A 24,142-nucleotide genomic window follows, 5' to 3' on the forward strand; every position below is an offset into this window, starting at 1 on the left:
CTTCAACGCATTTTGCGAGCCACTGTCTGTTCCAGACAGCTTCAAAATGCGCGCTGGTCTCTAACGCATTTTGCGAGCCGCTGTCTGTTCCAGACAGCTTCAAAATGCTCTAACGCAACCCCATGAGCAAGACCAGCGCCGATGCCAGATCCATCGACATAGCCGAACAACTGATCGCCTGTCCGTCCGTGACGCCCGCCACGGGGGATGTGTTCGCGGTGCTGGAGGCGATGCTGAAACCCCTGGGCTTCACCATCGACCGCTTCCTGGCCGGAGAGGCGCCGGACGGACCGGTAGAAAATCTGCTGGCGTGGCGGACAACCGGGCCGGGCAGGCATTTTGCCTTTGCCGGGCATCTGGACGTGGTTCCGCCGGGCAATGGCTGGGCGAGCGATCCGTTCACGCCAGAGATACGGGGCGACCTGCTTTACGGGCGCGGCGCCGTCGACATGAAGGGTGCGATCGCCGCCTATGTCGCCGCCCTGCATGACCTGCCCGAAGACCTGCCCGGCACGATCAGCCTGATCATCACGGGCGATGAGGAAGGCGCGGCTGTCCATGGCACTCTGGCCCTGATGGACCGGATGGCCGCCCATGGGCTGCGCCCCGACCTGTGCCTGGTGGGCGAGCCCACCTCCTCCCGGCGACTGGGCGACGTCATCAAGATCGGCCGGCGCGGATCAGTCAACATGTGGATCCATGTCGACGGCGTGCAGGGCCATGTCGCCTATCCGCATCTGGCCGACAATCCGATCCCCCGCCTGATCCGCATCCTGTCCGCCATCGACGCTCTGGTGCTGGACGAGGGCAATGACTGGTTCCAGGCGAGCAATATAGAGATCACCGACCTGAATGTCGGCAACCCGACCACCAATGTCATCCCCGCCGCCGCGCAGGCCCGCATCTCCATCCGCTTCAACAACGAACATGGCGGCGCGGAACTGGTCGACCGCATCACCGCCATCGCCGCGGCCGAAGGCGGCAGGGTGGACGCGAAGATCAGCGGCGAACCCTTCCTGACCGAACCCGGCATGCTGTCCGATATGGTTGCTGGCGCGATCCGCGACGTGACCGGGGTGGTGGCGGAACTGTCGACTACCGGCGGCACGTCCGACGCCCGCTTCCTCTCGCGCCTGTGCCCCGTGGTCGAATTCGGCCTCAACAACGCAACCATGCACAAGCTGGACGAAGCGGTGGCTCTGGCGGATCTGCGCGACCTGACGGAGATTTACCGGCTGGTCACCATGCGCGCGCTGGCGACCGGGACGCCCGCCCAGTCATGACCTGAGGGTCAGCTTGAAATTGCCCTGGCCACCGGTGAAGCTATGGCGAAACGGGCGAGATAATCCTCCTCCCTCATCGGCCGCGCCAGATGGTAGCCCTGGAACAGCGTGCAGCCGATCACGCGCAGCATTTCCATCTGCGCCTCGGTCTCCACGCCCTCGACAACCACCTCCATGCCCAATCCCTGGATCAGCCCGACGACCGCACTGCAGATCGTGCGCGCTTCGGCCGAAACGGCGATGTCGCGGACCAGCGAGCGGTCGATCTTCACCCGGTCCACGGGCAACTCCCGCAAGCGCGACAGGTTGGAATAGCCGGTTCCGAAATCGTCGATGGCGATGCGCACGCCCTCCCGCCGCAGGGCGCCGATCTGGTCCAGCGTCCGCGCCTTCATCTCCATCGCAAGCGATTCGGTGATCTCCAGCTCCAGCATGACCGCCGGCGCCTGATGCGCGTCGATGGCATGGCGCAGGCGCATGAAGAAATCGGCCTGGCTCAACTCGCGGGAAGAGATGTTGATGGCGATCCGCTGCCTCACCCCGGCCCGCGCCCAACGCGCCGCCGTCTCGCACACTCGTCCCATGACCCAGTCGCCCAGCGCCACAATGGCGCCGCTTTCCTCCGCCACGGGCACGAAAGAGCCGGGCATCACCAGATCGCGTTCCGGATGCGCCCAGCGGACCAGCGCTTCGGCCCCGATTGCCCGACCACTGCCGATCTCGATCTGCGGCTGGAATTCGAGGAGGAACTCCTCCCGCTGCAACCCCAGCAAAAGGTCGCGTTCCAGTTCGGCGCGGTCGGCCGCTTCAAGCGCCAGTTCGGCGGTGAACATCTCCGCTCGGTTACGGCCCTGACGCTTGGCATGATACATGGCGATGTCGGCCGATCGCAGCAGCGCCGACAGGGTGTCGCCATGCTCGGGATAGCAGGCGACGCCGATCGAGGCGCCAAGGTCGACATGCTGGCTGCCGAGGTCAAAGCGTTCCCGCAGCGCGAACTGGATGGCGCGGGCGATGCGCCCGGCACTGTCCAGGTCGGCCAGGCTGGGCACGAACAGCGTGAATTCGTCGCCTGCCAGGCGGCCTATCAGGCAATCGCCCGCACCCGCGCTCGCCTGCGCCATGGCGACTTCGCGCAGGCGCCCCGCGACACGCGCCAGCAACTGGTCGCCCGCCGCATGGCCCAGCGTGTCGTTGACCCCCTTGAACCCGTCCAGATCGATGAAGAACAGTGCCGCCAGCCCTTCTTCGCTGCGCTCGGCCAGCAGGCGTTCGACCTGCCGGCAAAAGCTGGCGCGGTTGGCAAGGCCAGTCACCTGATCGAACAGGGCCAGCGCCTGCACATGGTCCAGGTTGGTGCGGACCTGGCTGAACAGGCTTTCCATCGCCACCGACAGGTCAGGCAGCTCCAGGCCGATCTCGCGCGGCACGTCCGATTGCAGGTCGCCATGCGCCGCGGCCAGCAGGCGCTCCGTCGCACCATCGATCGCGCTCGCGGTCGTCGCCACGGTCCGGCGCGCGGAAGCCCAGCTCAGCGTACCGCACAGGATCGCGATGATGAGGGAGCGGCCAATGCCGCCAATGTCGGTCGCCTGCCCCTGGCCCAGGACCAGCGACAGGATGAACACCAGCGCCCCCGCGGCGCAGGCGAAGGCAGTGGCGCGGCTCGTCAATGTCACGCCCTGCATGTGCCTCCCTGCCCTGCCAGCCCGTCGCGGACTGGATCAGCGGGATATGAAGGGCAGTGGTTAAGAAAAGGTCAGTGGATCCCTCGGAAATGCTTATTTTTTGCGTCGCATTATGACATAGAGTGCGCCTTCGCCGCCATGGCGCTGATGTGCGATCCGCACGCTGGCGATACGGTCGGCATAGCTGCTGGTTTCCAGCCAGTGGCCGATCTCGCCCCGAATGGCGCCGCGCCGCGATCCACCGCCCATCGACGGGCTTTTTGGCGGTTTGCCGGTAACGACCAGCATGATGCGGACGTCCCGCGCCCAGGCCGCGGCCAGTGCCTGGTTAAGCCTTGCATGGGCCGCCGACAGTGTGTGCCCGTGCAGGTCGATGGTCATGTCCGGTGCCAGGTTTCCGTTACGGATTCTGCGCTCCCAGCCCGAATCCAAAATGGCCGCCGGGGTACGGCCCGGCGCCGGCGCCACCCTCTGAACGGAGGGAGCCGTTAACCCTGTCCTGTCCTGTTCGGGGACGGGAAGCGTGGGGAGGGAGAGCGGCCGCGCACCCGGCCGCAGCGGCCTGACCGAGCGGGTCAGTGCCGTCCAGAGCGCCTGTTCATCGGAAGAGAGACTCCGTCGGGGCATGGCCGCATGCGGTCAGCGCTGCTGGGCCAGCCGCGCCGCCGATCCTATCGGCAGCAGGATGAGCGCGCTGCCCCGCGCCGACATGCCGCCCGCTATGCTGCGCGCGTTGCTGCCCGCGCCCCAGAAGCTGTCGAAGCGGTTGGCGCCCTTGATCGCCCCGCCGGTGTCCTGGGCGATCCATATGCCATTGGGTTCGGCCCGGTCGAGCGAAAGCAGCAGCGGCGCGCCCAGCGGGACATAGCTGGGATCGGCCGCCACCGTGGCCTCTGGCGTGACGGCGACGCCCATCGCCCCCAGCGGGCCGGGCCCGGTCAGTTCGCGGAAGAAGACGAAGCTCTTGTTCTCGTTCATGATCGCGGCGCCCTCATCGGGATGGGCGCGCAGATATTGCATGATGTCCTGCATCGATCCGGCCTGGATGAGGCCGCGATCCTTCATCAGCTTGCCGATGCCGGTATAGTCGCGGCCATTCTGGCCGTCATAGCCGATCCGCATGACGCCGCCGCCGGGCAGCAACAGGCGTCCGCTGCCCTGCACCTGCAGGAAGAAGAATTCCACCGGATCGGCCGCCCAGGCGAGTTCCAGGCCCTTGCCCGCCAGCGACCCGCCCACGATCTGCGATCGTTCGTCGAACGGCACCAGATTGCTGCCGTCCACCTTGCCGCGAATGGTCTTGCCCTTCAGGCTGTCGCTGAACAGGCCAAGATTGACGTCGATCAGATTGGACGGACGGCGATAGATCGGCACATCGTAACCGGGCTGCTGCGTCCGCGACCCTGCGATTTCCGGCTCATAATAGCCGGTAACGAATGCCTTTCCGTCGCCCACCTGCACCGCTTCGAAATAGCGGACGAAAAATTCGCTGGCCGATACCTCCGGCCAACTTGCAGCGGCGGCGCAGGCACTGTTCCAGTCCGCGCCGCGCGTCAGTCCGCTCTGGTCGCTGCGCCGCATCAGCGAAGGGCAGGACAAGCGGAAAGCCTGCAAAGCCTTGCGCGAACGCTCCCCCGACGGAATGAGGTCGATGATGGACGGGCCGGGCGTGATCCCTGCGCCGAGGGCGTTGGCGGTGTCGACTGGTGCCGTCACAGGCGGCGCAACCGGCACGGGCGGACGGGGGGTAGCGGGAATGGGACGGGTCGCTGTCTCACCACCCTCGCGAGGGGGCCGCGTCGGCGCCGGGCCACCCGCTCCAGGAGGTATCACACCGCCCGCGCAGGCAGAGAGCAGCAACGCCGCGGCCAGCGTGCCTCCCGACTGCCGCAGGCTCATGCCGCCTCGTCGGTCTCGCTGAGCTTCCAGTTGGGATCGGTGCTGCGCAGGTCGCGGGTAAATGTCCAGATGTCGTTCGTGCCGACCGCGTCGGTCAGCGAACCGGCAACGACATTGCCGTCCCGGTCACGTGTGACAGCGGCGATGTCCGCCTCGAAACGCAGCGATATCTCAGCCATCCGGCCGGTGACGCCCGCTTCGATGATCTGAACCTTTTCTATGCGCACCAGGCGGTTGTCGAGGACATGGCCTTCCGCCTCCCGCGCCGCGATCGCTTCCTCGAAGGAGGCGAGCACGTCGGCGTCGCAAAGCCACTCCAGTTCCTGGCGGTCGCCGCGCCAAAAGGCTTCAAGGACCATCTTGTAGGCCGCCTTCGCACCTTCCACGAACTGCGGAACGTCGAAGCTGCGGTCCGCCGCGATCAACGCGCGCACGCCCACTTCGCCGCCGGGGGCGATCAGCCCATCGGACAGACGGACCGAATCGCCCGCCATTTCCGGAACGGGGCGAGGCTGCACGATCGTTACCTTGGCACGTTCCTCCGCCGGACGAAGGGCAGGCTCCTGCTCATGCCCGGTGCGCTTGCCCAGCACGGAATATAGCCGCAGCGCCAGGAAACCGGCGATCATGGCGAGGATGACGATCACATACACGGGGTAAAGCACCCTTTGGGTTGAATCTGAAACTGTAACGCGACCAACATAGGCATGTTTCCCTGCATATTCAAATGGCCGCTTTTCAAGTGCCGCATTGCTCCCTCCTGCCGCCCCTGCTAAGCGCGCGGATCGACATGCGCGGGCATTCTGCCTGCCAGGCAAACCTTAAAACCAGGGAAAAGAGATGGCCGAGGAAGCCGATACCATTCAGACAACCGGCAATGGCGCCGACAACGGCCCGCAGATCGCGCTGATCAGCCAATATGTGAAGGACATGTCCTTCGAAAATCCGAATGCTCCCGCCGTCTACCAGTGGCAGGACCAGCCGCAGATCGACGTGCAGTTCAACATCGGCGCCGACAAGGTGGGCGAGGAAGTCGTCGAGATTTCCCTGAAGATCGAAGTCAAGGCCATCGCGCCGCAGGGCACTGCCTTCGCCGTGGAGTTGGTCTACGCCGCGATCTTCGGCATGCGCAATGTGCCAGAGGACCAGATGCAGCCCTTCATGCTGGCCGAAGCGCCGCGCCTCCTCTTCCCCTTCGCCCGCCGCGTGCTGGCTGACGCCATCCGCGATGGCGGCTTCCCGCCGCTGCTGCTCGAACCCATTGATTTCGGCGGCCTCTATGTCCAGCAGGCGCAAGCCATGGCCCAGACCACAGGCGAACCGGCCGGCCACGCCTGAGCGCAGCCATGGCTCCCACCCCGTTCGCCCCGAGCGTGTCGAAGGGAATGGCTGAGCCTTCCGAAGCCGCTTCGCTCCGCTCGGCACGGGGTTTCACCCAGCCCTACCCAAGGTTGGTCGTATGAAACTCGCCAAGGCACTCGGTTCGGTCGGCGGTCTGACGCTCGCCAGCCGGGTGCTCGCCCTGGTCCGCGATTCCCTGGCGGCGCGCTATGTCGGCGCCGGATTCGCGTCGGACGCCTTCAACGGCGTGGCCTTCCGCCTGCCCAACATGTTCCGCGCCCTCTTTGCCGAGGGTGCCTTTTCCGCGGCCTTCATCCCGATGTTCAACCGCAAGGCGGCTGGGCCGGGCGGCGTTGCGGACGGCTATCTGTTCGCGGAGCGCGCGCTGGCCGTGCTGCTGCCGGTGCTGGTCGCCTTCACCGCCCTGCTGATCGCGGCGGCATGGCCGATCACCTGGGCGCTCTCCGGCGGCTTTTCCCGCCAGAATCCGACGCCGGAACAATTCGCCTTCGCGGTCATGCTGTCGCGGATCACCCTGCCCTATCTCGCGCTGATCAGCCTGGCCTCGCTGCTGGGCGGCATCCTGAATTCGCTCGACAAATTCTGGGTCAATGCCGCCGCGCCGATCCTGCTCAACCTCGCCATGATCGCGGGCCTGTGGCTGTTCCACGGCGCCGACGAATATGAAACCGCCAGGGTGCAGGCAATCTCCGTCACCGTGGGCGGAGCGCTGCAATTGCTGTGGCTGATCCTGGCCTGCCGCCGGGCGGGCGTGTCGATGCGGCTGAAACGGCCGCGTCTAGACGCCGACGTAAAGGAATTGCTCCGGTTGATCGTGCCGGCGGCGGCGGGGGCGGGAGCGTCCCAGATCAACCTGCTGATCTCCACGGCGCTGTCGGGCTGGCTGCTCGCCTCGGGCTCGATCACCTACATCTATTATGCCGACCGGCTGAACCAGTTGCCACTGGGACTGATCGGCATCGGCCTGGGCACCATATTGCTGCCGACCATATCCCGCCTGCTGTCGACGGGGCAGGAGCAGGTGGCGATGGACACGCAGAATCGCGGCATCGAACTCGCGCTGTTCCTGACCCTGCCCGCGACCGTCGCCTTCATCACCGTGGCGGAACCGATCGTGCGGGGGCTCTTCCAATATGGCCGCTTCACCGCGCTGGATGCGCAGCGCTGCGGCTGGGCCCTGTCCGCCTTCTCCCTCGGGCTGCCCTCCTATGTTCTCGTGAAGGTCCTGACGCCCGGCTATTATGCCCGCGGCGACACGAAGACGCCGGTCCGCTATGCGATGCTGTCGATCCTCATCAACATCGTCGGCAATATCCTCCTGATCCCACTTCTGGGTCATGTCGGGCCGCCGCTGGCGACGGCGCTCTCCTCCACCGTCAATGTCGCCATGCTCTATTCTACACTTGTGAAGCGCGGCCATTTCGCCGCCGACGGTCAGTTGCGGCGGCGCCTGCCCCGCCTCGCGATAGCGGCGGTGGCCATGGGCGGGGCGCTCTATGCGGGCGAGGGACTGCTCGATCCATGGCTCGGCGGGATGATGGTCCAGCGCTATGTGGCGCTGGCGGTGCTTGTCGGCGTGGGAATCGCGCTGTACGGGGTGGCCTGCTTCCTGACGGGCGCCTATCGGCTCTCGGACCTGAAGGCGCTGATGCGGCGCAAAAGTGCAACCAAGACAGAGAACGGATAGAAGAATGCGCGTCCTTTCCGGCATCCAGCCGACCGGCAATCTGCACCTGGGCAATTATCTGGGCGCGATCCGCAACTGGGTGCGGATGCAGGACGAGATGGATGCGGGCAGCCAGTGCTTCTTCTTCCTGGCCGACATGCATTCGATCACTGTGCATGAGGGGCGCGAACAGCGCATCCGCAACGTCCGCGACATGGCCGCCGCGCTGGTCGCCGCCGGGATCGACCCCGACCGCTCCGTGCTCTTCAACCAGGCGCGGGTGCCCGCCCATGCGGAACTGTGCTGGCTGCTGAACGGCACGGCGCGGATCGGCTGGCTCAACCGCATGACCCAGTTCAAGGACAAGGTGGGCAAGGACCGCGAGGGCGCCTCGATCGGCCTGTTCGTCTATCCGGTGCTCCAGGCGGCGGACATACTCGTCTACAACGCCACCCATGTGCCGGTGGGCGAGGACCAGAAGCAGCATCTGGAACTGGCGCGCGACATCGCCACGAAGTTCAACACCGATTTCGGCGTGGAGCTTTTCACCCTGCCCGATCCGATCATCCCCAGAGAATCAGCGCGCATCATGTCGCTGCGCGACGGCACCGCGAAGATGTCGAAGTCCGATCCCTCCGACATGAGCCGCATCAACCTGACCGACGATGATGATGCGATCATGCAGAAGGTTAGGAAGGCCAAGACCGATCCCGAACCGCTGCCGGACAATGCCGGCGGGCTGGCCGGGCGTCCCGAAGCGAACAATCTGCTCGGCATCTATGCGACCCTGTCAGGAACGAATGTGGACGCGGTCTGCGCCGAATTCGCTGGCAGGGGCTTTGGCGCGTTCAAGCCGGCCCTGGGCGAACTGCTGGTGGAAACGCTCCGTCCCATTCGCACCCGGTTCCTGGAACTGCGGACCGATGACGCCGCGCTGGACGCCATCCTTGAAAAGGGTGCGGCCAGAGCCGCGGCGGCTGCCGACCCTACATTGCGGGCGGCCTATGACGCGATGGGGCTGATGCGCTGATGCCACAGGGGCCGTCAAAATGGCGGCCCCTTCCGGTTCGTGACGGAATAATCCATGCCGCGCCGTCGTAGGGATGGCAGGACATGGTTTGCGCCCGTTCGCCCGTTACGTGCGTTCAAACGATGTTCAGTTGCGTTTTGCTATGGCAGGACGCAAGATGTTTGGCAGGCGTAGTGCCTGATACAGGACGCAAGAAAAATGACCCGTTTCAAAAAGATCGGCCTCCTCGCGGCGCCCGCCCTGGCGCTTGTGGCGCTGTCCGGCTGCGCGACATCGTTCAAGGCTGACGTCGCCCGCTTTCAGCAGCTTCCGGCACCTGCCGGCCAGAGCTTCACGATCGTCGCCGACGATCCGCGCCTGGCAGGCGGCCTCGAATTTTCGCATTATGCCGACCTCGTCGGTCAGCGGTTGACCCAGACCGGCTATGTCGCCGCCGGCGACCCGGCGCGGGCCGACCTGATCGTGCGGGTGGCCTATGGCGTCGACAATGGGCGCGAAAAGGTGCGCTCGACCGGCTTTGGCAACCCCGACCCGTTCTTCTACGGCGGCTGGGGCTGGAGGGGCCGCTGGGGCCGTCCCTGGGGCTATGGCTTTTATGATCCGTGGCTGTTCGGCCCGGGCGGCTATAATGACGTGTCCAGCTACACCGTCTATACCGGCGACCTCAGCATGAAGATCGACCGCGCCGCCGACAATCGCCGCCTGTTCGAGGGCAAGGCGCAGGCCCAGTCGCTGTCGAACAAGCTGACCTATCTGGTGCCGAACCTGATCGACGCGATGTTCACGGGCTTCCCCGGCCAGAATGGCGAGAATGTGAAGATCACGCTGCCGCCCGAAAAGAAGGGATGAGCGGTTTGCCATTCTGATCGAAAATCACTTCGGGCGGCTCCCAGCCATGCCCTTTGCCCGGCGGTCGAGGATCGCCGGGCTTTCTTTTTTGGGCTTGGGCGGTCTGGCCTCGAGCGATCCATGATTGTCCCTTCCAAGGAGGCCATCAAGCTTTGCGCCGGAGGAAGACTGAAAGTGGCGCTCCGTCCGAACCCTCAGGCTTATGGGCTTGCAAGCATCAGGGAATGCGCCGCGCCGTCAGGATCTTCACCGGCTGCTCCAGCATCTGCCCTTTCATCACGCCCTCGCCCGCTGTCGGCGACTTGGGGGCAGCGAGGATCGCCTTCACCACATCCATTCCTTCGACCACATGGGCGAATACGGCGAAGCCCTGATTGTCGCCCGCCGCTTCCGGATGGGCGTCCATCCCCGGCATCTTGCCCAGAACGATGAAGAAATCCCCCGTCGCGCTGCCAGCGGCGTAGCGGGCCATGGAGAGAGCGCCATCGTCATGGGTGAGGCCCGTCTGGCTGGTGGGCTCATGCTTGATCGGCGGCAACAGGCGCCTGGGATCATTTTGCGCCCCGCCTTGCACGAAGCCATAATCGGCCGAGCCGACGCTTCGGTAGAAGCTGGTGCCGTCCAGCCGCTTCTGGTCGACATAATGCAGGAAATTGGCCGCCGTCACCGGCGCTCTTGCGACATGCACCGCGATCAGTATGCGGCCGGCGCTGGTATCGAGCGCCACCCGCACATCGGCCGGCGGCGCCGCAGGCGCGTCCTGGGCCAGGGCGGGGGCTAGGCAGAAGAAGGCGGCAAGGAGGAGGGCGAATTGTCGGATCATGGCGAAAGCCTAATCCAAAGCTCCTCGCCTGTCAGCCTTCCAACTGGCGCTGCAAGGCGCGAATATCGGCGTCGATATCCGGATTGCTCTGGCGCAGTTCCTCGATCGTGCGCACGGCATGGATCACCGTGCTATGATCGCGACCGCCGAAGATGCGGCCGATTTCAGGCAGGGAACGCGGCGTCATCTTCTTGGCCAGATACATCGCCACCTGGCGCGGCCGGGCCACCGCCCGCGCGCGGCGCTTGGAGCGCATTTCCGCCGGGTCGATCCGGTAATGCGCGGCGCAGGCCTTCTGGATCTCATCGACGGTGATACGGCGGGCATTGGCGCGCACCGCGTCCGCCAGCATCGCCTGCGCGAACTCCAGGTCGATGGACCGCCCGGTCAGTTGGCCATAGGCGATCAGCTTGTTGAACGCGCCTTCCAGCTCGCGCACATTGGAACGGATCGAACGCGCGAGGAAATCGACCACCGCGTCCGGCACTGGCGGATCGCCCGCAATCGCCCGCTTAGCCTCCAGGATCGCGAGCCGCAGATCAAGGCTGGCGGGGCGTATATCGGCGACCAGTCCGCCGGCCAGGCGCGACAGGATGCGCGCATCGATCGCGTCCAGCATCTGCGGCGCGCGGTCAGCGGTGACGACGATCCGGGCGCCCGAATCGATCAGGTCGTTGATCGTGTGCAGAAACTCTTCCTGCGTCGAACCCTTGCCGGCGATGAACTGGACGTCGTCGATCAACAGCAGTTGCGCCGCCCGCAGCCGCGCCTTGAACATCATGGTTTCGTTCGCCCGCATGGCGTTGACGAATTCCATCATGAACCGCTCGGCCGACATGTAGAGAACGGGCGCCGAGGGCGAATGCGCCGAAAAGGCCTGGGCAATGGCGTGCAGCAGATGGGTCTTGCCCTGTCCGGTCCCGCCATGGATGAAAAGCGGGCTGAAACGCGGCCGGCTTTTGGCCGCCATGGCCTGCGCCGCCGAAAAGGCGAGATGGTTGGTCTCGCCGGTCACGAACTGGTCGAAACGGTGGCGCGGCTGGAAATTCGATGCGGGCGCCTGATCATAGGCCGATCCGTCTTCCGCGATCGCGTCGGCATCCGCCTGCGGCAGTTCCAGAACGCGGGGACCAACGGCATTGGGTGCGCGTCGCAGGCGCACCTCGCGCACGCCGGCGCCAGCGCAACGCCATGCCATGCGCAAACGGTCGCCGAACTGGCCCGACACGAAATTGGCGCTGAAGTCCGACGCGAACAGCAGGTCCAGCGTCTGGGATTCCGGGCAATAATCGCCCAGTTGCGCCGCCTTCAGCCATTGGTCGAACATGCGCGCACCAATGTCGCGGCGCAGGCCGGCACGGATGGTCGCCCAGGCGTTCTCCAGGCGCGCATTCTGCTGCGTGTCGAGACCGCTCAAACTTCCAATCACTGCCGCAATATCCTTCATAAACAGTCGACCCCCATCAACTGCGCCCCCATAGGCAGGAGCGATACGACACAGAAACCCGTTCCGGGAAAGCCCCGCTTTCCTGGATCTCATGCATCAACCAACCTTCTGATGACCGCCGGAATTCGATTCGAGTGGCGGCCGGAGATCCAAAATAGACAGGGCTGCTTCGCCTGATCAAGGCCGCTGCCCGTCAAAAATGTGAAATAAAGGCGTTGACTCGGCAAACCCGCGGAAAAAGCCAAGTTGAAAAATTATCGTTATATTTCAGTATATTGATAAAGGCCATATGACGCCGCTCGTCTCGAATCGACGGGGAATCGCCGGAAATCCTGGCTTCCTCCGAAATGACGCTTTCGTGAACGAAACATGAAAAGCCCGCCCCGCATCGAAATGCGGAGCGGGCCTGTTATGCTTGACGAGCTGTAAAGGGTGTCGGCTTCAGCCGAGCGCGCTGACGCGCTTCGTCAGGCGGCCGAACTTGCGGGCCGCGGTGTTCTTGTGCAGCACGCCACGCGCAACGCCGCGCGCGAGTTCCGGCTGGACCGACTGGAGCGCCGTGGTCGCGGCAGCCTTGTCGCCGGCGGCGAGGGCGGTTTCGACCTTCTTCACCAGGGTGCGAATCCGGCTGATGCGGGCGCCGTTGATCTCGGCGCGGCGGGCGTTGCGGCGGATGCGCTTCTTGGCTTGCGGCGTATTGGCCATTTATTGTCCTCGGTTCTCGTCAAATCTCGTGGAGGAGCCCGTCGGAATCGCCAACCAGCTCTCGTGAAGGTGCGCCCCTTACAGGGGAACGCGGGGTGCGTCAACCGCTCAGCGTCCCGCTATTTCTGGCATTTCGGGCAGAAAAAGGTCGATCTGCCCCCATCCACACGACGCCTGATGGGCGTGCCGCAGACGCAGGATTCCCCTTCCCGCCCATAGACCCGCCATTGCTTGGAAAAATAGCCCAGTTCCCCATCGGGCCGCGCATAGTCGCGCAGGGTGGAGCCCCCCGCAGCGATCGCGGCGGCCAGCACATCGCGAATCGCGTCGACCAGCAGGACGAGGCGCGCGCGGCTGATCCGGCCCGCTTCGCGCGTCGGGGCGATGCCCGCCATGTTGAGCGCCTCGCACACATAGATGTTGCCCAGGCCCGCGACGACGCGCTGGTCGAGCAGCGCAGCCTTGATCGACGTCGCCTTCCCCTTGAGCGCGCCAGCCAGCACATCTGCCGTGAATTGCGGTCCCAGCGGTTCCGGACCCATGCGGGTAAAGGGGTTGAAGCTTTCCCGGGCGTCGCTGCGAACCAGGTCGAGCGAGCCGAAGCGGCGCGGGTCGTTGAGCGAGAGCAACCGCCCGCCCCCGGTTTCGATCAGCAGATGATCATGCGCCCCGATCTCCGCCGGATCGATTCGCCAGCGGCCCGACATGCCGAGGTGGAAGATCAGCGTATCGCCGCGATCGGTGTCGATCAGCCCATATTTGGCGCGACGGGACAGGCCGGTGACGGTGGCGCCGGTCAACCGCTGACGCAGATCGACCGGGATCGGAAAGCGCAGGTCGGCGCGCCGCGCCTCCACCCGCGCGAGCAGCGCGCCTTGAAGGACCGAGCGCAGGCCCGCCACGGTGGTTTCGACTTCGGGAAGCTCGGGCATGGCCCTCTATGTAATGCGCCGGTCGGCCCGGCAACAGGCCAGTTGCCGCATGCGGCGCGCCATGGACATTTTACCCGATCTCAGATGTTTCCTCTCCCCGGAAAAATGCTCTAGAGCGTGCGCCATGAGTGAAACCGCTTCCTTTGGCTATCGCGATGTCGAAGCCGCCGAAAAACAGGGGATGGTCCGCGCCGTCTTCTCCAATGTGGCGTCCAAATATGACCTGATGAACGACGCCATGTCGGCGGGCGCGCATCGGCTGTGGAAGGATCAGTTCGTCAACCGGGTGAAGCCGCGCCGGGACGAGCGGATATTGGACATGGCCGGCGGCACCGGGGACATCGCCTTCCGCATGCATCGCCATGGCGCGCAGGTGACCATATCCGACATCAATCCGGAAATGCTGGCCGTGGGCATTGACCGGGCGAAGAAAAAGGAACTGGAGGGGCTGATCTGGTCCGAACAGAATGCCGAGGAGCTGACCTTCGCGGATCGGACGTTCGACGCCTATACCATCGCCTTCGGCATCCGCAACGTGACCCGTATCGACAGCGCACTGCGCGAGGCGCACCGGGTGCTGAAGTTCGGCGGGCGATTCTTCTGCCTGGAATTTTCCACCACGACATGGCCCGGTTTTTCCGATGTCTATGACGTTTATTCGCACCGTCTGGTGCCCCGGCTTGGCAAGCTGCTGGCCGACGATGAGGACAGCTATCGCTATCTGATCGAATCGATCCGCCGCTTCCCGCCCATGCCGGAATTCGAGCGGATGATCCGCGAGGCCGGCTTCGTTCAGACGAAGGTGGAGCCGATATTGGGCGGATTGGTGGCGATCCATAGCGGATGGAAAATCTGATGGGGCGCCTGTCCGGTCCTTCTCCCGCCGGGGAAGGGCGTAAATAGCGATGCCGTCCCACCTCACGCATATCTGGCGGCTGCTGAAATGGGGCCGCACCTTGGCGCGGCATGGCGCGCTGACGGGAATCGAGCGCGATCCGCTGACGCCGACGCCGGTGCGGCGGCTGGTGCGGGTGGCGCGGCTGGGCGCGCGCGTGCCCCGGCAACCACGCTATGCCGACGCGTTCCAGTCGATCGGCCCGGCGGCGATCAAGCTGGGACAGACGCTGGCGACGCGGCCCGACCTGGTGGGGGAGGATGCGGCGAACGACCTGCTGCGCCTTCAGGACGCCCTGCCCCCGGTACCGTTCAACACCATCCGGACGCAGATGGAGCAGAGCTTCGGGCGGCCCCTGGAAACGCTCTACAGCCGTTTCGACGAGGTGCCGGTCGGCGCCGCCTCCATCGCGCAGGTGCACCGCGCCGTGACGACGGACGGGCGCGATGTCGCGGTGAAGGTGATCCGTCCCGGCGTCATCGACCAGTTCAACCGCGACATCCAGACCTATGAATGGGCCGCCGCCCATGTCGAGATGCTGGGCGGCGAGATCGCGCGCCTGCGGCCCCGGCTCGTCATCGCGAACATGAAGCGCTGGACGGCGCGCGAACTGGACCTGCGGCGCGAGGCCGCGTCGGCGTCGGAACTGGGCGAAGCAATGGAGGCCATGCCCGGTTATCGCGTGCCCGCCATCGATTGGGACCGCACGACCGGCAAGGTCATGACGATGGAGTGGATCGACGGGGTCAAGATCTCCGACCGGGACGCGCTCGTCGCCGCCGGTCATGATGTGAAGGAGATTGCGGCGCGGCTGGTCAACGCCTTCCTGCGCCAGGCAATCGCTGAAGGTTTCTTCCATGCCGACATGCATCAGGGAAATCTGTTCGTCACCGCCAATGGCGACATCGTCGCGATCGACTTCGGCATCATGGGCCGGATCGACCGGCGGGCGCGGATGTGGCTGGCGGAGATTCTCTACGGCCTCATCACCGGCAATTACCGCCGCGTGGCGGAAATCCATTTCGAGGCGCAATATGTGCCCGGCCATCACAATGTCGAGGAGTTCGCCACGGCCCTCAGGGCTGTGGGCGAGCCGATGCGCGGCAAGCCGGTGCGGGAATTGTCGGTCGGCGGCATGCTGGACGGACTGTTCGCCATCACCCGCGATTTCGACATGCAGACCCAGCCGCACCTGCTGCTGCTCCAGAAGACGATGGTGATGGTGGAGGGCGTCGCGACCGCGCTCGACCCCGACATCAACCTGTGGGAAACAAGCGGTCCCTATGTGAAGGAATGGCTGCGGGCCGAACTGGGGCCGGAGGCGAAGGCTGCCGACGCGCTGATCGAGAATGTCCGGATCCTGCAGCGTCTGCCCGGACTGGTGAAGCGGATCGAGGAAGCCTTTCCGGAAAAGGGCGGCGCGCCGCCGCCGCCGCCGCTGACCGAGGTACGGCTGATCCGCGTGGGCAGCGGCTGGCGCTACATGCTGGTGGCGCTGCTGGCCGGCCTGGCCGGCGCAGGCGCCATGGCGGCAGTGACGACCTTTTTATAAGATCGCGCCTCCCGATCCGGGACCGAAGGAGGCAGCAAAACGCCCGCTTCCTCGGTTCAGCCGTTCGGGACGATCAGATATTTCTCCCCCGTCCGGCGGGCGTTGTAGCGCAGCACCGTGTCCCGGCTCAGCGCCTGGTCAAGCGAGATGCGGGCCTTGTACTGGCTGGCGAAGGTGGTCGTCAGTCCATCGCGCACCCGGCGGCGGAGACGTTCGGCCGATTCGCCACCGATCTTCTGCAGGAAGGGGAAGAGCAGCCAGCCGCCGACATTCCAGCCAAAGCCGAAGCTGCGCGTCAAAATGGTCGGTGACAGGTCCAGAGCGCCATAGATATAGGCCTGCTTCAGAATGTCGGAGCCATAGCGGCTATAGGGCGCCGCCTTGCTCGCCGCCTGTTCCATGGCATGGAGAATCCGGCTGACAAGATCGCCGCCGCCGATCGCGTCGAAGACAATGGTGGCGCCGGTGGCGGTGACGGCATCTTGAAGCCGTGCGTTGAAATCGTCCTTCGAACTGTCCAGCACATAGTCTGCGCCCAGGTCTCTCAATATCGCCACCTGCGCATCGTTGCGGACGATGTTGACCAGCGGGATGCCATCCTCCTGACAGATGCGCACCAGCATCTGGCCCAGATTGGAGGCAGCGGCGGTGTGGACGATCGCCTTGTGCCCTTCCCGCCTCATGGTTTCGACAAAGCCCAGCGCCGTCATCGGATTGACGAAGGCCGACGCACCCTGCTCAGCAGTGACGTCGTCGGGCAAGGCCATGCAGCCTGCGGCGCCCAGCAGGCGATATTCCGCATACATGCCGCCGCCGATCATTGCGACCCGCTTGCCCATCAGCGCCTGCGCTTCCGGCGCCTCGCCCGCGGCGATGACGGTGCCCGCGGCTTCATTGCCGATGGTCATGGGCTGGCCGACGCGTCCCGCCAGCGCGCGACGAGCCGGCTCCGGCATGCGGGCGACGATCCGTCCCTCGGCATAGTCGGCATTCTCGACATCGGCGGACGCGAGAAGCAGGCCCAGGTCGGAGGGATTGATCGGCGCGGCTTCCACCCGGACCAGCACTTCGTCTCCCTTGGGCGGCCGGAGCGTTTCTTCGATCAGTTCGACGATCAGACGGCCATCTTCATGCAGCGTCGAGATCAGCTTGCGGCCATGGACTTCGCGCTTGGGTCTCCCTTTCAGGCAGAGGGGCGGTCGCTGTAGAATGTGGGAAACAGCGCCTTGAGCGCCGTCAGCTTGGGCATGTCCCATCGCTGGATATAGGGATGACGGGGGTTTTTGGTCAGGAAATCCTGATGATAGGCGTCCGCATCCTGAAAACCGGAAAAGCGTTCGATGCGGGTGACAATGGGATCGCCCCAGAGCCCGGACTGGCCAAGCTGAACCAGATAGGCCTTGGCCGCCTTCTCCTGCTCCGCATTGAGCGGGAAGAGCGCGCTGCGATATTGGGTGCCGTGGTCAGGCCCCTGATAGTTGAGCGTGGTCGGGTCCGCTATGACCGAGAAGAAAATGCGCAGCAACGTGCCGTAGCTGACCTGCCGGGGATCATAGGTGACGCGGACGGACTCGGCAAAGCCGGTATCACCCTGGCTCACCTGCTCATAATCGACCTTTCGGCCTCGCGGCCCGCCCGCGAAGCCGGACACGGCCAGATGAACCCCCTTCACATGGGAAAAGACGCCCTCCACGCCCCAATAGCAGCCACCCGCGAAGACAGCGGTTTCGAGCTTGCTGCCCGGAACGGCATCGACCGCCGGCACCGGCGCAAGGACCGGACGTTCGGCGTGCAGGGGGGAAGCGACGGCAATCGCCGCCAGAACAGCGAGGGCCAGGCCGTCAGCGCGCCGCATGATCGACGGACGAGGCGGACGCTGCCATGGCAGTGCCGGTCAATGGCGGCGCGCTGTTCGGCTGGAGCACGAAGACGCCGATCGCACCGATCGCGAACCCGCCCAGAAAGCGCAGGAACAGGTCGGATTTCAAGAAGGCCAACATGGCGTTCTTCCTTTCGGTCGTCTTGGCCGTCCCGTGGACGGCAATGAATGTCGCGCGGCTTAGCCCCCGATCAAAGCTGCGCCAGGCAGTTTCGACCAACGCGCCACAGGACGCGATGGGTAACGGGGGAAGCCAGTTTCGGTTCGCAACGGGATATAGACTCCCGCTCTCCATCTGCAAGACGGCACGAGGGAAATTTTCCGTTTCCGAAATGAGGCTGATGGGACGGAGAGAGGGCAAAAGGGCGCCCTCCCCCCTGTTCCCTGGAGCATGCGGTGCCTTATTTCAGGGCGGCGCAGGCTTCCTGGATACGCGTGCAGGCCTTTTGCAGCACCTCTTCCGACGTGGCATAGCTGATGCGGAAAGCCGGAGAGAGGCCGAAAGCGGCGCCATGGACGGCGGCGACCTTCGCTTCATCGAGGAAATAGCCGATCAACGTTTCGTCGCTGTCTATGACCTGCCCCTTGGGCGTGGTCTTGCCGATCACGCCGCTGGCATCGGGATAGACGTAGAAGGCGCCTTCGGGCGTCGGACAATCAAGACCCGGCGCATCGTTCAGCATGGCGACGACCATGTCGCGGCGCTTCTTGAAGGCGGCGTTGCGTTCCTCCAGAAAGTCCTGGTCGCCCGTCAGCGCGGCCACGGCCGCGGCCTGGCTGATCGAGCAGGGATTGCTCGTCGACTGCGACTGGAGCTTGCCCATCGCCTTGATGATCCATTCCGGACCGCCGGCAAAGCCGATGCGCCAGCCCGTCATGGAGAAGGCCTTGGAACAGCCGTTGACCGTCAGGGTACGGTCATAAAGTTCGGGGCACACCTGCGCTACGGTGGCGAAGGGCGTGGGCGCGTACCAGACATGTTCATACATGTCATCGGTCATCACCAGCACATGCGGATGGCGCAGCAGCACCTCGCCCAGCGCTTTCAGCTCTTCGGCCGAATAGGCCGCGCCCGACGGGTTGGACGGCGAGTTCAGCATGACCCATTTGGTCTTCGGCGTGATCGCGGCTTCCAGCTGCGCGGGCGTGATCTTGTACCCCTGGCGCGCCGGCGCCTCGATGAACACCGGCGTGCCGCCGGCGAAGTTCACGATGTCGGGATAGCTGACCCAGTAGGGCGCGGGAATGATGACCTCGTCGCCCACATCCACGGTCGCGACCAGCGCGTTGAACAGCGTATGCTTGCCGCCCGAATTGACGCTGATCTGGCTGCGCTTGTAGATGAGGCCATTGTCACGCTTGAACTTGAAGGCGACGGCTTCCTTGACGTCGGCGGTGCCATCGACGTCGGTGTAGCGGGTCAGGTTCTTGCGGATCGCCTCGATCCCGGCCTCCTTCACGAAATCCGGCGTGTCGAAGTCCGGTTCGCCGGCGGAAAGGCCAATCACGTCCACGCCTTCGGCTTTCAGGGCATTCACGCGCGCGCTCATCGCCAGGGTGGCGGAGGGCTGGATGCGACCGAGGGCTGCGGAAGTCTGGCTCATTGTGACAATCTTTCTGAAGAATCCCCAAGGCCCGCAATAATACGGACGGCAGGCTCCTTAGTGCGCAACGAAAGAAGGGGCAACCGCCAGTTGGCCTCCTCTGGCCCTAACGGCAGATTATGAGGTTGGACGGTGCCGGTTCGGATGATTGCAGCGCATCCATCCCGGCCGGGTCATCACGTCATCGCGCCAGGGAGGCCGCCACCATGCCGCGCGCCGCATTGCCGATGAAGAAGCCATTTTCAAGGTCGCGGGGACGCAGGTCGGCTTCCACCGCCTCGCCCATGTCGAGCAGGCTGCGGCGCAGCACGCCGGGAAGCAGGCCGCGGGACAGGGGCGGCGTCAGCAGCTTGTCGCCGCGCTCGACGAAAACGGAGGAGAAGCACCCCTCCGTCACGAAGCCCGCCTCATCCGTCATCACCACCTCATAGCTTCCCCCGCGCCGCAGGGCATCGCGGTAGATCGATCGGTCCGTCGTCTTGTGCGCCAGCCGCGCGTCGGCGGCGGGCGCATTGCGCGGGACCAGCGCCACCTGCATGATCGCCTGGGGCCAGGTGCGATGTTCGCGCACTTCGATGGCGATGGCGCCCCGGCGCGACACCAGCAGGCGAAGGCGGCTGCGCTCCCGCAGGCGGAAGGTGGCGGCCTGAAGCTCGTTACGCACATCATGACGATCGAAGGCGAAATCGAGCGCTTCCGCGCTGGTCTTCAACCGCTCCAGATGCAGTTCCAGCAATCTGATGCCCTCGACCGGATCGAAGGCCATGGTTTCGAGCAGGTCGAACCGTCCGTCAGCCAATGCCATGGAAAAACTGCAAACCCCTTATGCCGATCACTGATCGCGCCGATGAATCAGGCTGGTGCGAGGAAGCGCCCCTTGGCCAGGCATTCCGCCCATTCGGACGCGACGTCCGAATCCGCGACAATGCCCGATCCCAGGCCCAGACGACCCTCCTTGCTGCCTTCTTCGACGCAAATGGTGCGGATGGCAACATTGAACGCGGCATCGCCCGCCGGATCGATCCAACCCATGGAGCCGGTATAGACGCCGCGCGGGACGGCCTCCACCGCATCGATGATCTCCATCGCCCGGACCTTGGGCGCGCCGGTGATCGATCCGCAAGGGAACAGGACGCGCAACACATCGACGGGCGTCAGGCCGGGCAGCAGACGGGCACGGACCGTGGACACCATCTGGTGGACGGTCGGATAGGTCTCCACCTTGAACAGGTCGGGCACGGTCACCGTGCCGGCGCTGGAAACGCGGGACAGATCATTGCGCAGCAGGTCGACGATCATCAGATTTTCGGCGCGCTGCTTGGCGTCCCGCTCCAGCCATTGGACGAGTTCGGCATCGCTGGCGAGGTCGGGATCGCGGGGGGCGGTGCCCTTCATCGGCCGCGCCGTCAACTGACCGCGGACATGGGTGAAGAAAAGCTCGGGGGAAAAGGAGAGGATGCTATGCTCCCCGGTGCTGAGCACGCCGCCATAGCCCGCCTGCTGGCGCGGACGGATGGCGGCATAGAGCGCCATGGGATCGCCCTTGAAATGCGCCGCGCAGGGAAAGGTCAGATTGACCTGATAGATGTCGCCGGCGCGGATATAGTCACAAACCTGGGCAAAGGCCGCGCGATAGGCCGCCTCGTCGATCAGCGGCCGGACATGATCGACCCTGGCGCCCGCCGGGTCCGGCAACAGGCCCGGCATGGCGGCCGGGTCGATCAGGCGCACCCCTTCGAACAGGCCGAACCAGATCAGCGGCGTCTTCGGCTGGTCCTGCCGATGCCGCTCCGCCAGCGGACGGAGGCGCTCCTCCAGAGCGAGCCCGGCTTCATAGGCGATGAACCCGGCCGCGTGCAGCCCGGCCTCCGCCGCTTCGGCCAGCCGGTCGAGCGCCGGCTGCACCTCCGCCAATTGATGGGCGACGATCACCGACACCGGATCGCGATAGAGGCGCGCAGGGGCGGGAGCCCGCGGGCGGGCGTCGTCGAACAGGACAAAGGTTTCGGTCGGTCCCGGAAGGCGCATGGCGCTTCTTAACAGGCTTTGCGCGGGGCGGAAGCTTTAACCGGGCGCCGACATGTTGCGTGGCGCGCGCTTTGGTCATAGGGGAATGCGATGCCCGAAGGACCACCCCATGACGATGCGGCACGGCCGCTGCGGCCGGCGCTGGCGCTGGCGCTGAGGGGACGTTGCCCCGCCTGCGGCGAAGGCCGGATGTTCGCGCGCTTTCTGAAGCCCAGCGGCGCCTGCCGCCATTGCGGGCAGGCATGGGACACCTCGCGGGCGGACGATTTCCCCGCCTATATCGTCATCTTGCTGCTGGGCCACCTGCTCGTGCCGCTGATGATAGAGGTGAACGCGGTTCTGGACATTCCACTGGGCGTGCAGGCTGGGCTATGGCCCGGCTTGGCGATCCTGCTTGCACTGGCGATGATCCAGCCGGCCAAGGCGGCGGTCATCACCTTCCAGTGGAGCCGCCGCATGGACGGTTTCCGCTAGAGCGATTTCCAAGCGATCGGAACCGATCGCTGGTTAAGAAATCGCGGAAAACAAGGAAACCGGAGCGGCGATCTGATTCAATCAGATCGAAACCCGCTCTAAGGGCAGGGCCTTCAATCCTGGCGGATGATGAAGTTGCGTTCCATGGCCTCGCGCAGGGTTTCATCGATGGTGCGACGTCCCTCCGACCCATGGGTGACGACGGTGGTGTCGGCGGTGGCGACGCACACCCCTTTTTGAAAACCGGCGGAACTGATCGTCCAGCTGGTGCGACCGATATGGCCGATCGCGCAGTGCACTTCGAACGGATAGGGGAAATGGGCTTCCTCGACGAAATTGAGGTTCACGTTCGCGACCAGCCAGCGCACCCCCTGTTCCTGCGGATGACGGCCCAGATGATGGTGGAACCTAATGCGGGCCGTTTCGAAAATGCCCGATATGGCCACATTGTTGATGTGACCCATGGTATCGATGTCCTGGAAGCGGGTATCGATGCTGGTGACGAAACGATAAGCTTCCGGGCGGAGCCGCCAGGATTCGGGTTTGGCCATGTCCTGCTTGTCCTATGTTTTTTTCTGGTCTTAGTCCCTGATGACGGGGATGCAATCGCCGGGTCGAAATTGATCGGACTGCGACCTTTATGACACAGGCGCGGGGATCATCGGCCCATGACGGTAACGGATTGTTTCCGGTCACGGCGATGGACTTCGCCGCGGGCGCCGCATAGCTTCCGGCTGATTTGTCGCGCATGGGAGTCTTGATGCAACGCTATAGTCGGCTGGCCATTTTCCTGCATTGGGCAATCGCCGCCCTGCTGGCGTTCCAGATCGCCGTCGGATGGGCACTGGAAGATCTTGGCGCCCGCGGCTTTGCACTGTTTCAATGGCACAAGTCGATCGGCATCTCGATCCTGCTGCTGACCTTCGCCCGCATCGCCATACGCTATTGGAAACCGCGTCCTGCCCCGGTCGAGGGCGGCTGGCAGGGCGCTCTGGCCAAGGCGGTGCATGCGGGCCTCTATCTGTTCATGCTGGGCGCGCCGCTGACCGGCTGGGCGCTGGTGTCGACCGCGAAGGTCAAGGTGCCGACCCTGATCTTCGGCATCGTCCCCCTGCCCCATTTGCCCCTGCCCATGAGCACGCATGAACTGGCGGAGGGCGGCCACGGGTTGATCGCCTGGCTCGGCATCGCGCTGTTCGCGCTGCATGTCGCGGGCGCGCTGCGGCATCATGTGCTGATGCGCGACGGGTTGCTCTGGCGGATGATGCCGGCGCGTTCGCCGCTGTTGCTCTTTGCCTTGCCCGCGCTGATCGCATTGGGGTTCGTCCTGGGACGCGCCATTCTGCCGGAGCCCGCTCCAAAGGCGGCGGCCTCCCCGGCCAAGCCGGAGGCAGTGGGGGCAGTGGAGGAAGAGGCGCCCGCCAGTGCAGCGCAGGTCGCCGACAACACCGCCAACGCCGCGGCACCGGCCGAAGCCGACAATGCCGCAGCGGTTGAAGAACCCGTTGGGCCGCCGCCGTCCTGGACGGTGCAGCCGGGCGGGACCATCGGCTTTTCCGTCGGCAACAGCGGTGCGACGATCAGCGGCGGCTTTTCCAAATGGACGGCGAAGATCGTGATGGACCCGGATCATCCGGACGGCGCCGACATTCGCGTGGAAATCGACCTGGCGAGCGCCAGCGTCGGCGACAACTATCAGGACGGCATGCTGGCGGGGGACGAATTCTTCGGCGTGGCGGCGCATCCCAAGGCCATCTTCACCGCACGGGGCGCACAGAAGACCGGCGCCAACAGCTATCGCGCCTCTGGCACCCTGAACCTCAAGGGCGTGAGCAAGCCGCAGAGCATCCGCTTCACCCTCTCCGGCACCGGAAAGGCGCGGAAGGTTGCGGGATCGGCCACCATAGCCCGCGCCGCCTTCGACGTCGGCAATGGCGCCAGCAGCAGCGGTCTGGACCCCAAGGTGTCGGTCAGCTTCGCCTTCAGTGCGAAGGCGGAATGATCCGCGGATAGATTTGCATCGGGA

At 65.0% G+C, this 24,142-nt stretch carries 24 protein-coding genes; 9 read left to right on the top strand and 15 right to left on the bottom strand.

All coding sequences use genetic code 11. The annotated features are described in order from the left end of the window. The first annotated feature begins 122 nt into the window (after positions 1 to 122). Positions 123 to 1,283, top strand: a complete 1,161-nt coding sequence (dapE, locus tag MRBLMC3_RS17835; RefSeq protein WP_363830963.1) for a succinyl-diaminopimelate desuccinylase — start codon at positions 123 to 125, stop codon at positions 1,281 to 1,283. Between the two features lie 8 nt (positions 1,284 to 1,291). Here the strand turns inward: dapE and MRBLMC3_RS17840 are convergent, their stop codons facing one another. The 4 genes from MRBLMC3_RS17840 to MRBLMC3_RS17855 all read right to left on the bottom strand — a co-directional run bounded on the left by MRBLMC3_RS17840 (position 1,292) and on the right by MRBLMC3_RS17855 (position 5,523). Next, entirely contained in the window at positions 1,292 to 2,971 is a 1,680-nt protein-coding gene (locus MRBLMC3_RS17840; RefSeq protein ID WP_363830966.1) for a putative bifunctional diguanylate cyclase/phosphodiesterase, read from the bottom strand. A 93-nt stretch (positions 2,972 to 3,064) separates the two neighbouring features. Continuing rightward, positions 3,065 to 3,598 (bottom strand): Smr/MutS family protein, encoded by a 534-nt coding sequence (locus MRBLMC3_RS17845; protein ID WP_363830969.1) that lies wholly within the window; start codon positions 3,596 to 3,598, stop codon positions 3,065 to 3,067. Positions 3,599 to 3,610: 12 nt separating this feature from the next. After that, positions 3,611 to 4,870, bottom strand: coding sequence for a murein transglycosylase A (locus MRBLMC3_RS17850; protein WP_363830971.1), 1,260 nt, complete (start codon positions 4,868 to 4,870; stop codon positions 3,611 to 3,613). Continuing rightward, positions 4,867 to 5,523, bottom strand: a complete 657-nt coding sequence (locus MRBLMC3_RS17855; protein WP_363739559.1) for a Tim44/TimA family putative adaptor protein — start codon at positions 5,521 to 5,523, stop codon at positions 4,867 to 4,869. The genes MRBLMC3_RS17850 and MRBLMC3_RS17855 overlap by 4 nt, the downstream gene beginning before the upstream one ends. 187 nt (positions 5,524 to 5,710) lie before the next feature. On the opposite strand from MRBLMC3_RS17855, the gene secB reads away from it, so the two are divergent. The 4 genes from secB (at position 5,711) to MRBLMC3_RS17875 (ending at position 9,777) form a co-directional block, all read left to right on the top strand. Further along, positions 5,711 to 6,208 (top strand): protein-export chaperone SecB, encoded by a 498-nt coding sequence (gene secB, locus MRBLMC3_RS17860; protein WP_363739411.1) that lies wholly within the window; start codon positions 5,711 to 5,713, stop codon positions 6,206 to 6,208. Positions 6,209 to 6,329: 121 nt separating this feature from the next. Next, positions 6,330 to 7,919 (top strand): murein biosynthesis integral membrane protein MurJ, encoded by a 1,590-nt coding sequence (gene murJ / locus MRBLMC3_RS17865; protein WP_363830974.1) that lies wholly within the window; start codon positions 6,330 to 6,332, stop codon positions 7,917 to 7,919. 4 nt (positions 7,920 to 7,923) lie between these two features. Continuing rightward, positions 7,924 to 8,928, top strand: coding sequence for a tryptophan--tRNA ligase (gene trpS / locus MRBLMC3_RS17870; RefSeq protein WP_363739407.1), 1,005 nt, complete (start codon positions 7,924 to 7,926; stop codon positions 8,926 to 8,928). Between the two features lie 198 nt (positions 8,929 to 9,126). Then, positions 9,127 to 9,777, top strand: coding sequence for a DUF4136 domain-containing protein (locus tag MRBLMC3_RS17875; RefSeq protein WP_133653397.1), 651 nt, complete (start codon positions 9,127 to 9,129; stop codon positions 9,775 to 9,777). Between the two features lie 217 nt (positions 9,778 to 9,994). On the opposite strand, the gene MRBLMC3_RS17880 is transcribed toward MRBLMC3_RS17875, so the two are convergent. The 4 genes from MRBLMC3_RS17880 to mutM all read right to left on the bottom strand — a co-directional run bounded on the left by MRBLMC3_RS17880 (position 9,995) and on the right by mutM (position 13,684). Continuing rightward, complete coding sequence (locus MRBLMC3_RS17880) at positions 9,995 to 10,600, bottom strand: peptidylprolyl isomerase (protein ID WP_363830976.1); 606 nt, start codon at positions 10,598 to 10,600, stop codon at positions 9,995 to 9,997. A 31-nt stretch (positions 10,601 to 10,631) separates the two neighbouring features. Continuing rightward, on the bottom strand, positions 10,632 to 12,047 hold the full coding sequence (gene dnaA / locus MRBLMC3_RS17885; protein WP_363830979.1) for a chromosomal replication initiator protein DnaA: 1,416 nt from the start codon (positions 12,045 to 12,047) through the stop codon (positions 10,632 to 10,634). A 441-nt stretch (positions 12,048 to 12,488) separates the two neighbouring features. Then, positions 12,489 to 12,752 (bottom strand): 30S ribosomal protein S20, encoded by a 264-nt coding sequence (gene rpsT, locus MRBLMC3_RS17890; RefSeq protein ID WP_007687699.1) that lies wholly within the window; start codon positions 12,750 to 12,752, stop codon positions 12,489 to 12,491. Positions 12,753 to 12,871: 119 nt separating this feature from the next. After that, positions 12,872 to 13,684 (bottom strand): bifunctional DNA-formamidopyrimidine glycosylase/DNA-(apurinic or apyrimidinic site) lyase, encoded by an 813-nt coding sequence (gene mutM, locus MRBLMC3_RS17895; RefSeq protein ID WP_363830982.1) that lies wholly within the window; start codon positions 13,682 to 13,684, stop codon positions 12,872 to 12,874. A 124-nt stretch (positions 13,685 to 13,808) separates the two neighbouring features. Here mutM and MRBLMC3_RS17900 point away from each other — a divergent pair, with 124 nt between their 5' ends. After that, positions 13,809 to 14,540, top strand: coding sequence for a class I SAM-dependent methyltransferase (locus tag MRBLMC3_RS17900; RefSeq protein WP_363830984.1), 732 nt, complete (start codon positions 13,809 to 13,811; stop codon positions 14,538 to 14,540). Positions 14,541 to 14,589: 49 nt separating this feature from the next. Continuing rightward, positions 14,590 to 16,131 carry a 2-polyprenylphenol 6-hydroxylase gene (gene ubiB / locus MRBLMC3_RS17905; RefSeq protein ID WP_363830987.1) on the top strand — a complete coding sequence of 514 codons (1,542 nt, stop codon included), beginning with the start codon at positions 14,590 to 14,592 and terminating at the stop codon, positions 16,129 to 16,131. 56 nt (positions 16,132 to 16,187) lie between these two features. On the opposite strand, the gene MRBLMC3_RS17910 is transcribed toward ubiB, so the two are convergent. The 6 genes from MRBLMC3_RS17910 to pabB all read right to left on the bottom strand — a co-directional run bounded on the left by MRBLMC3_RS17910 (position 16,188) and on the right by pabB (position 21,642). Beyond that, positions 16,188 to 17,387, bottom strand: coding sequence for a zinc-binding dehydrogenase (locus MRBLMC3_RS17910; RefSeq protein ID WP_363830989.1), 1,200 nt, complete (start codon positions 17,385 to 17,387; stop codon positions 16,188 to 16,190). Beyond that, a complete protein-coding gene (gene msrA / locus MRBLMC3_RS17915; RefSeq protein ID WP_363830992.1) occupies positions 17,315 to 17,986 on the bottom strand; it encodes a peptide-methionine (S)-S-oxide reductase MsrA in 672 nt (223 codons plus the stop codon). Before msrA ends, MRBLMC3_RS17910 begins: the two co-directional genes overlap by 73 nt. Continuing rightward, positions 17,973 to 18,131, bottom strand: a complete 159-nt coding sequence (locus MRBLMC3_RS17920; RefSeq protein ID WP_363739389.1) for a hypothetical protein — start codon at positions 18,129 to 18,131, stop codon at positions 17,973 to 17,975. Before MRBLMC3_RS17920 ends, msrA begins: the two co-directional genes overlap by 14 nt. A gap of 280 nt (positions 18,132 to 18,411) precedes the next feature. Next, entirely contained in the window at positions 18,412 to 19,614 is a 1,203-nt protein-coding gene (locus MRBLMC3_RS17925; RefSeq protein WP_133653405.1) for a pyridoxal phosphate-dependent aminotransferase, read from the bottom strand. 181 nt (positions 19,615 to 19,795) lie between these two features. Continuing rightward, positions 19,796 to 20,419: an aminotransferase class IV gene (locus MRBLMC3_RS17930; RefSeq protein ID WP_363830996.1), complete on the bottom strand. Its 624-nt coding sequence runs from the start codon at positions 20,417 to 20,419 to the stop codon at positions 19,796 to 19,798. A 47-nt stretch (positions 20,420 to 20,466) separates the two neighbouring features. Continuing rightward, positions 20,467 to 21,642 carry an aminodeoxychorismate synthase component I gene (pabB, locus tag MRBLMC3_RS17935; RefSeq protein ID WP_363830999.1) on the bottom strand — a complete coding sequence of 392 codons (1,176 nt, stop codon included), beginning with the start codon at positions 21,640 to 21,642 and terminating at the stop codon, positions 20,467 to 20,469. Between the two features lie 90 nt (positions 21,643 to 21,732). Between pabB and MRBLMC3_RS17940 the strand changes: the two genes are divergently transcribed. Further along, positions 21,733 to 22,116, top strand: a complete 384-nt coding sequence (locus MRBLMC3_RS17940) for a DUF983 domain-containing protein (RefSeq protein WP_363831001.1) — start codon at positions 21,733 to 21,735, stop codon at positions 22,114 to 22,116. A gap of 113 nt (positions 22,117 to 22,229) precedes the next feature. Here the strand turns inward: MRBLMC3_RS17940 and MRBLMC3_RS17945 are convergent, their stop codons facing one another. Further along, the gene (locus tag MRBLMC3_RS17945) at positions 22,230 to 22,667 is read right to left on the bottom strand and encodes an acyl-CoA thioesterase (RefSeq protein ID WP_133653409.1); all 438 of its coding nucleotides are present in this window, start codon (positions 22,665 to 22,667) and stop codon (positions 22,230 to 22,232) included. A 209-nt stretch (positions 22,668 to 22,876) separates the two neighbouring features. On the opposite strand from MRBLMC3_RS17945, the gene MRBLMC3_RS17950 reads away from it, so the two are divergent. After that, a complete protein-coding gene (locus tag MRBLMC3_RS17950) occupies positions 22,877 to 24,118 on the top strand; it encodes a cytochrome b/b6 domain-containing protein (protein ID WP_363831004.1) in 1,242 nt (413 codons plus the stop codon). Positions 24,119 to 24,142 lie beyond the last annotated feature (24 nt).

The sequence above is a fragment of the Sphingobium sp. LMC3-1-1.1 genome, assembly GCF_040676285.1.
GTDB lineage: Bacteria > Pseudomonadota > Alphaproteobacteria > Sphingomonadales > Sphingomonadaceae > Sphingobium.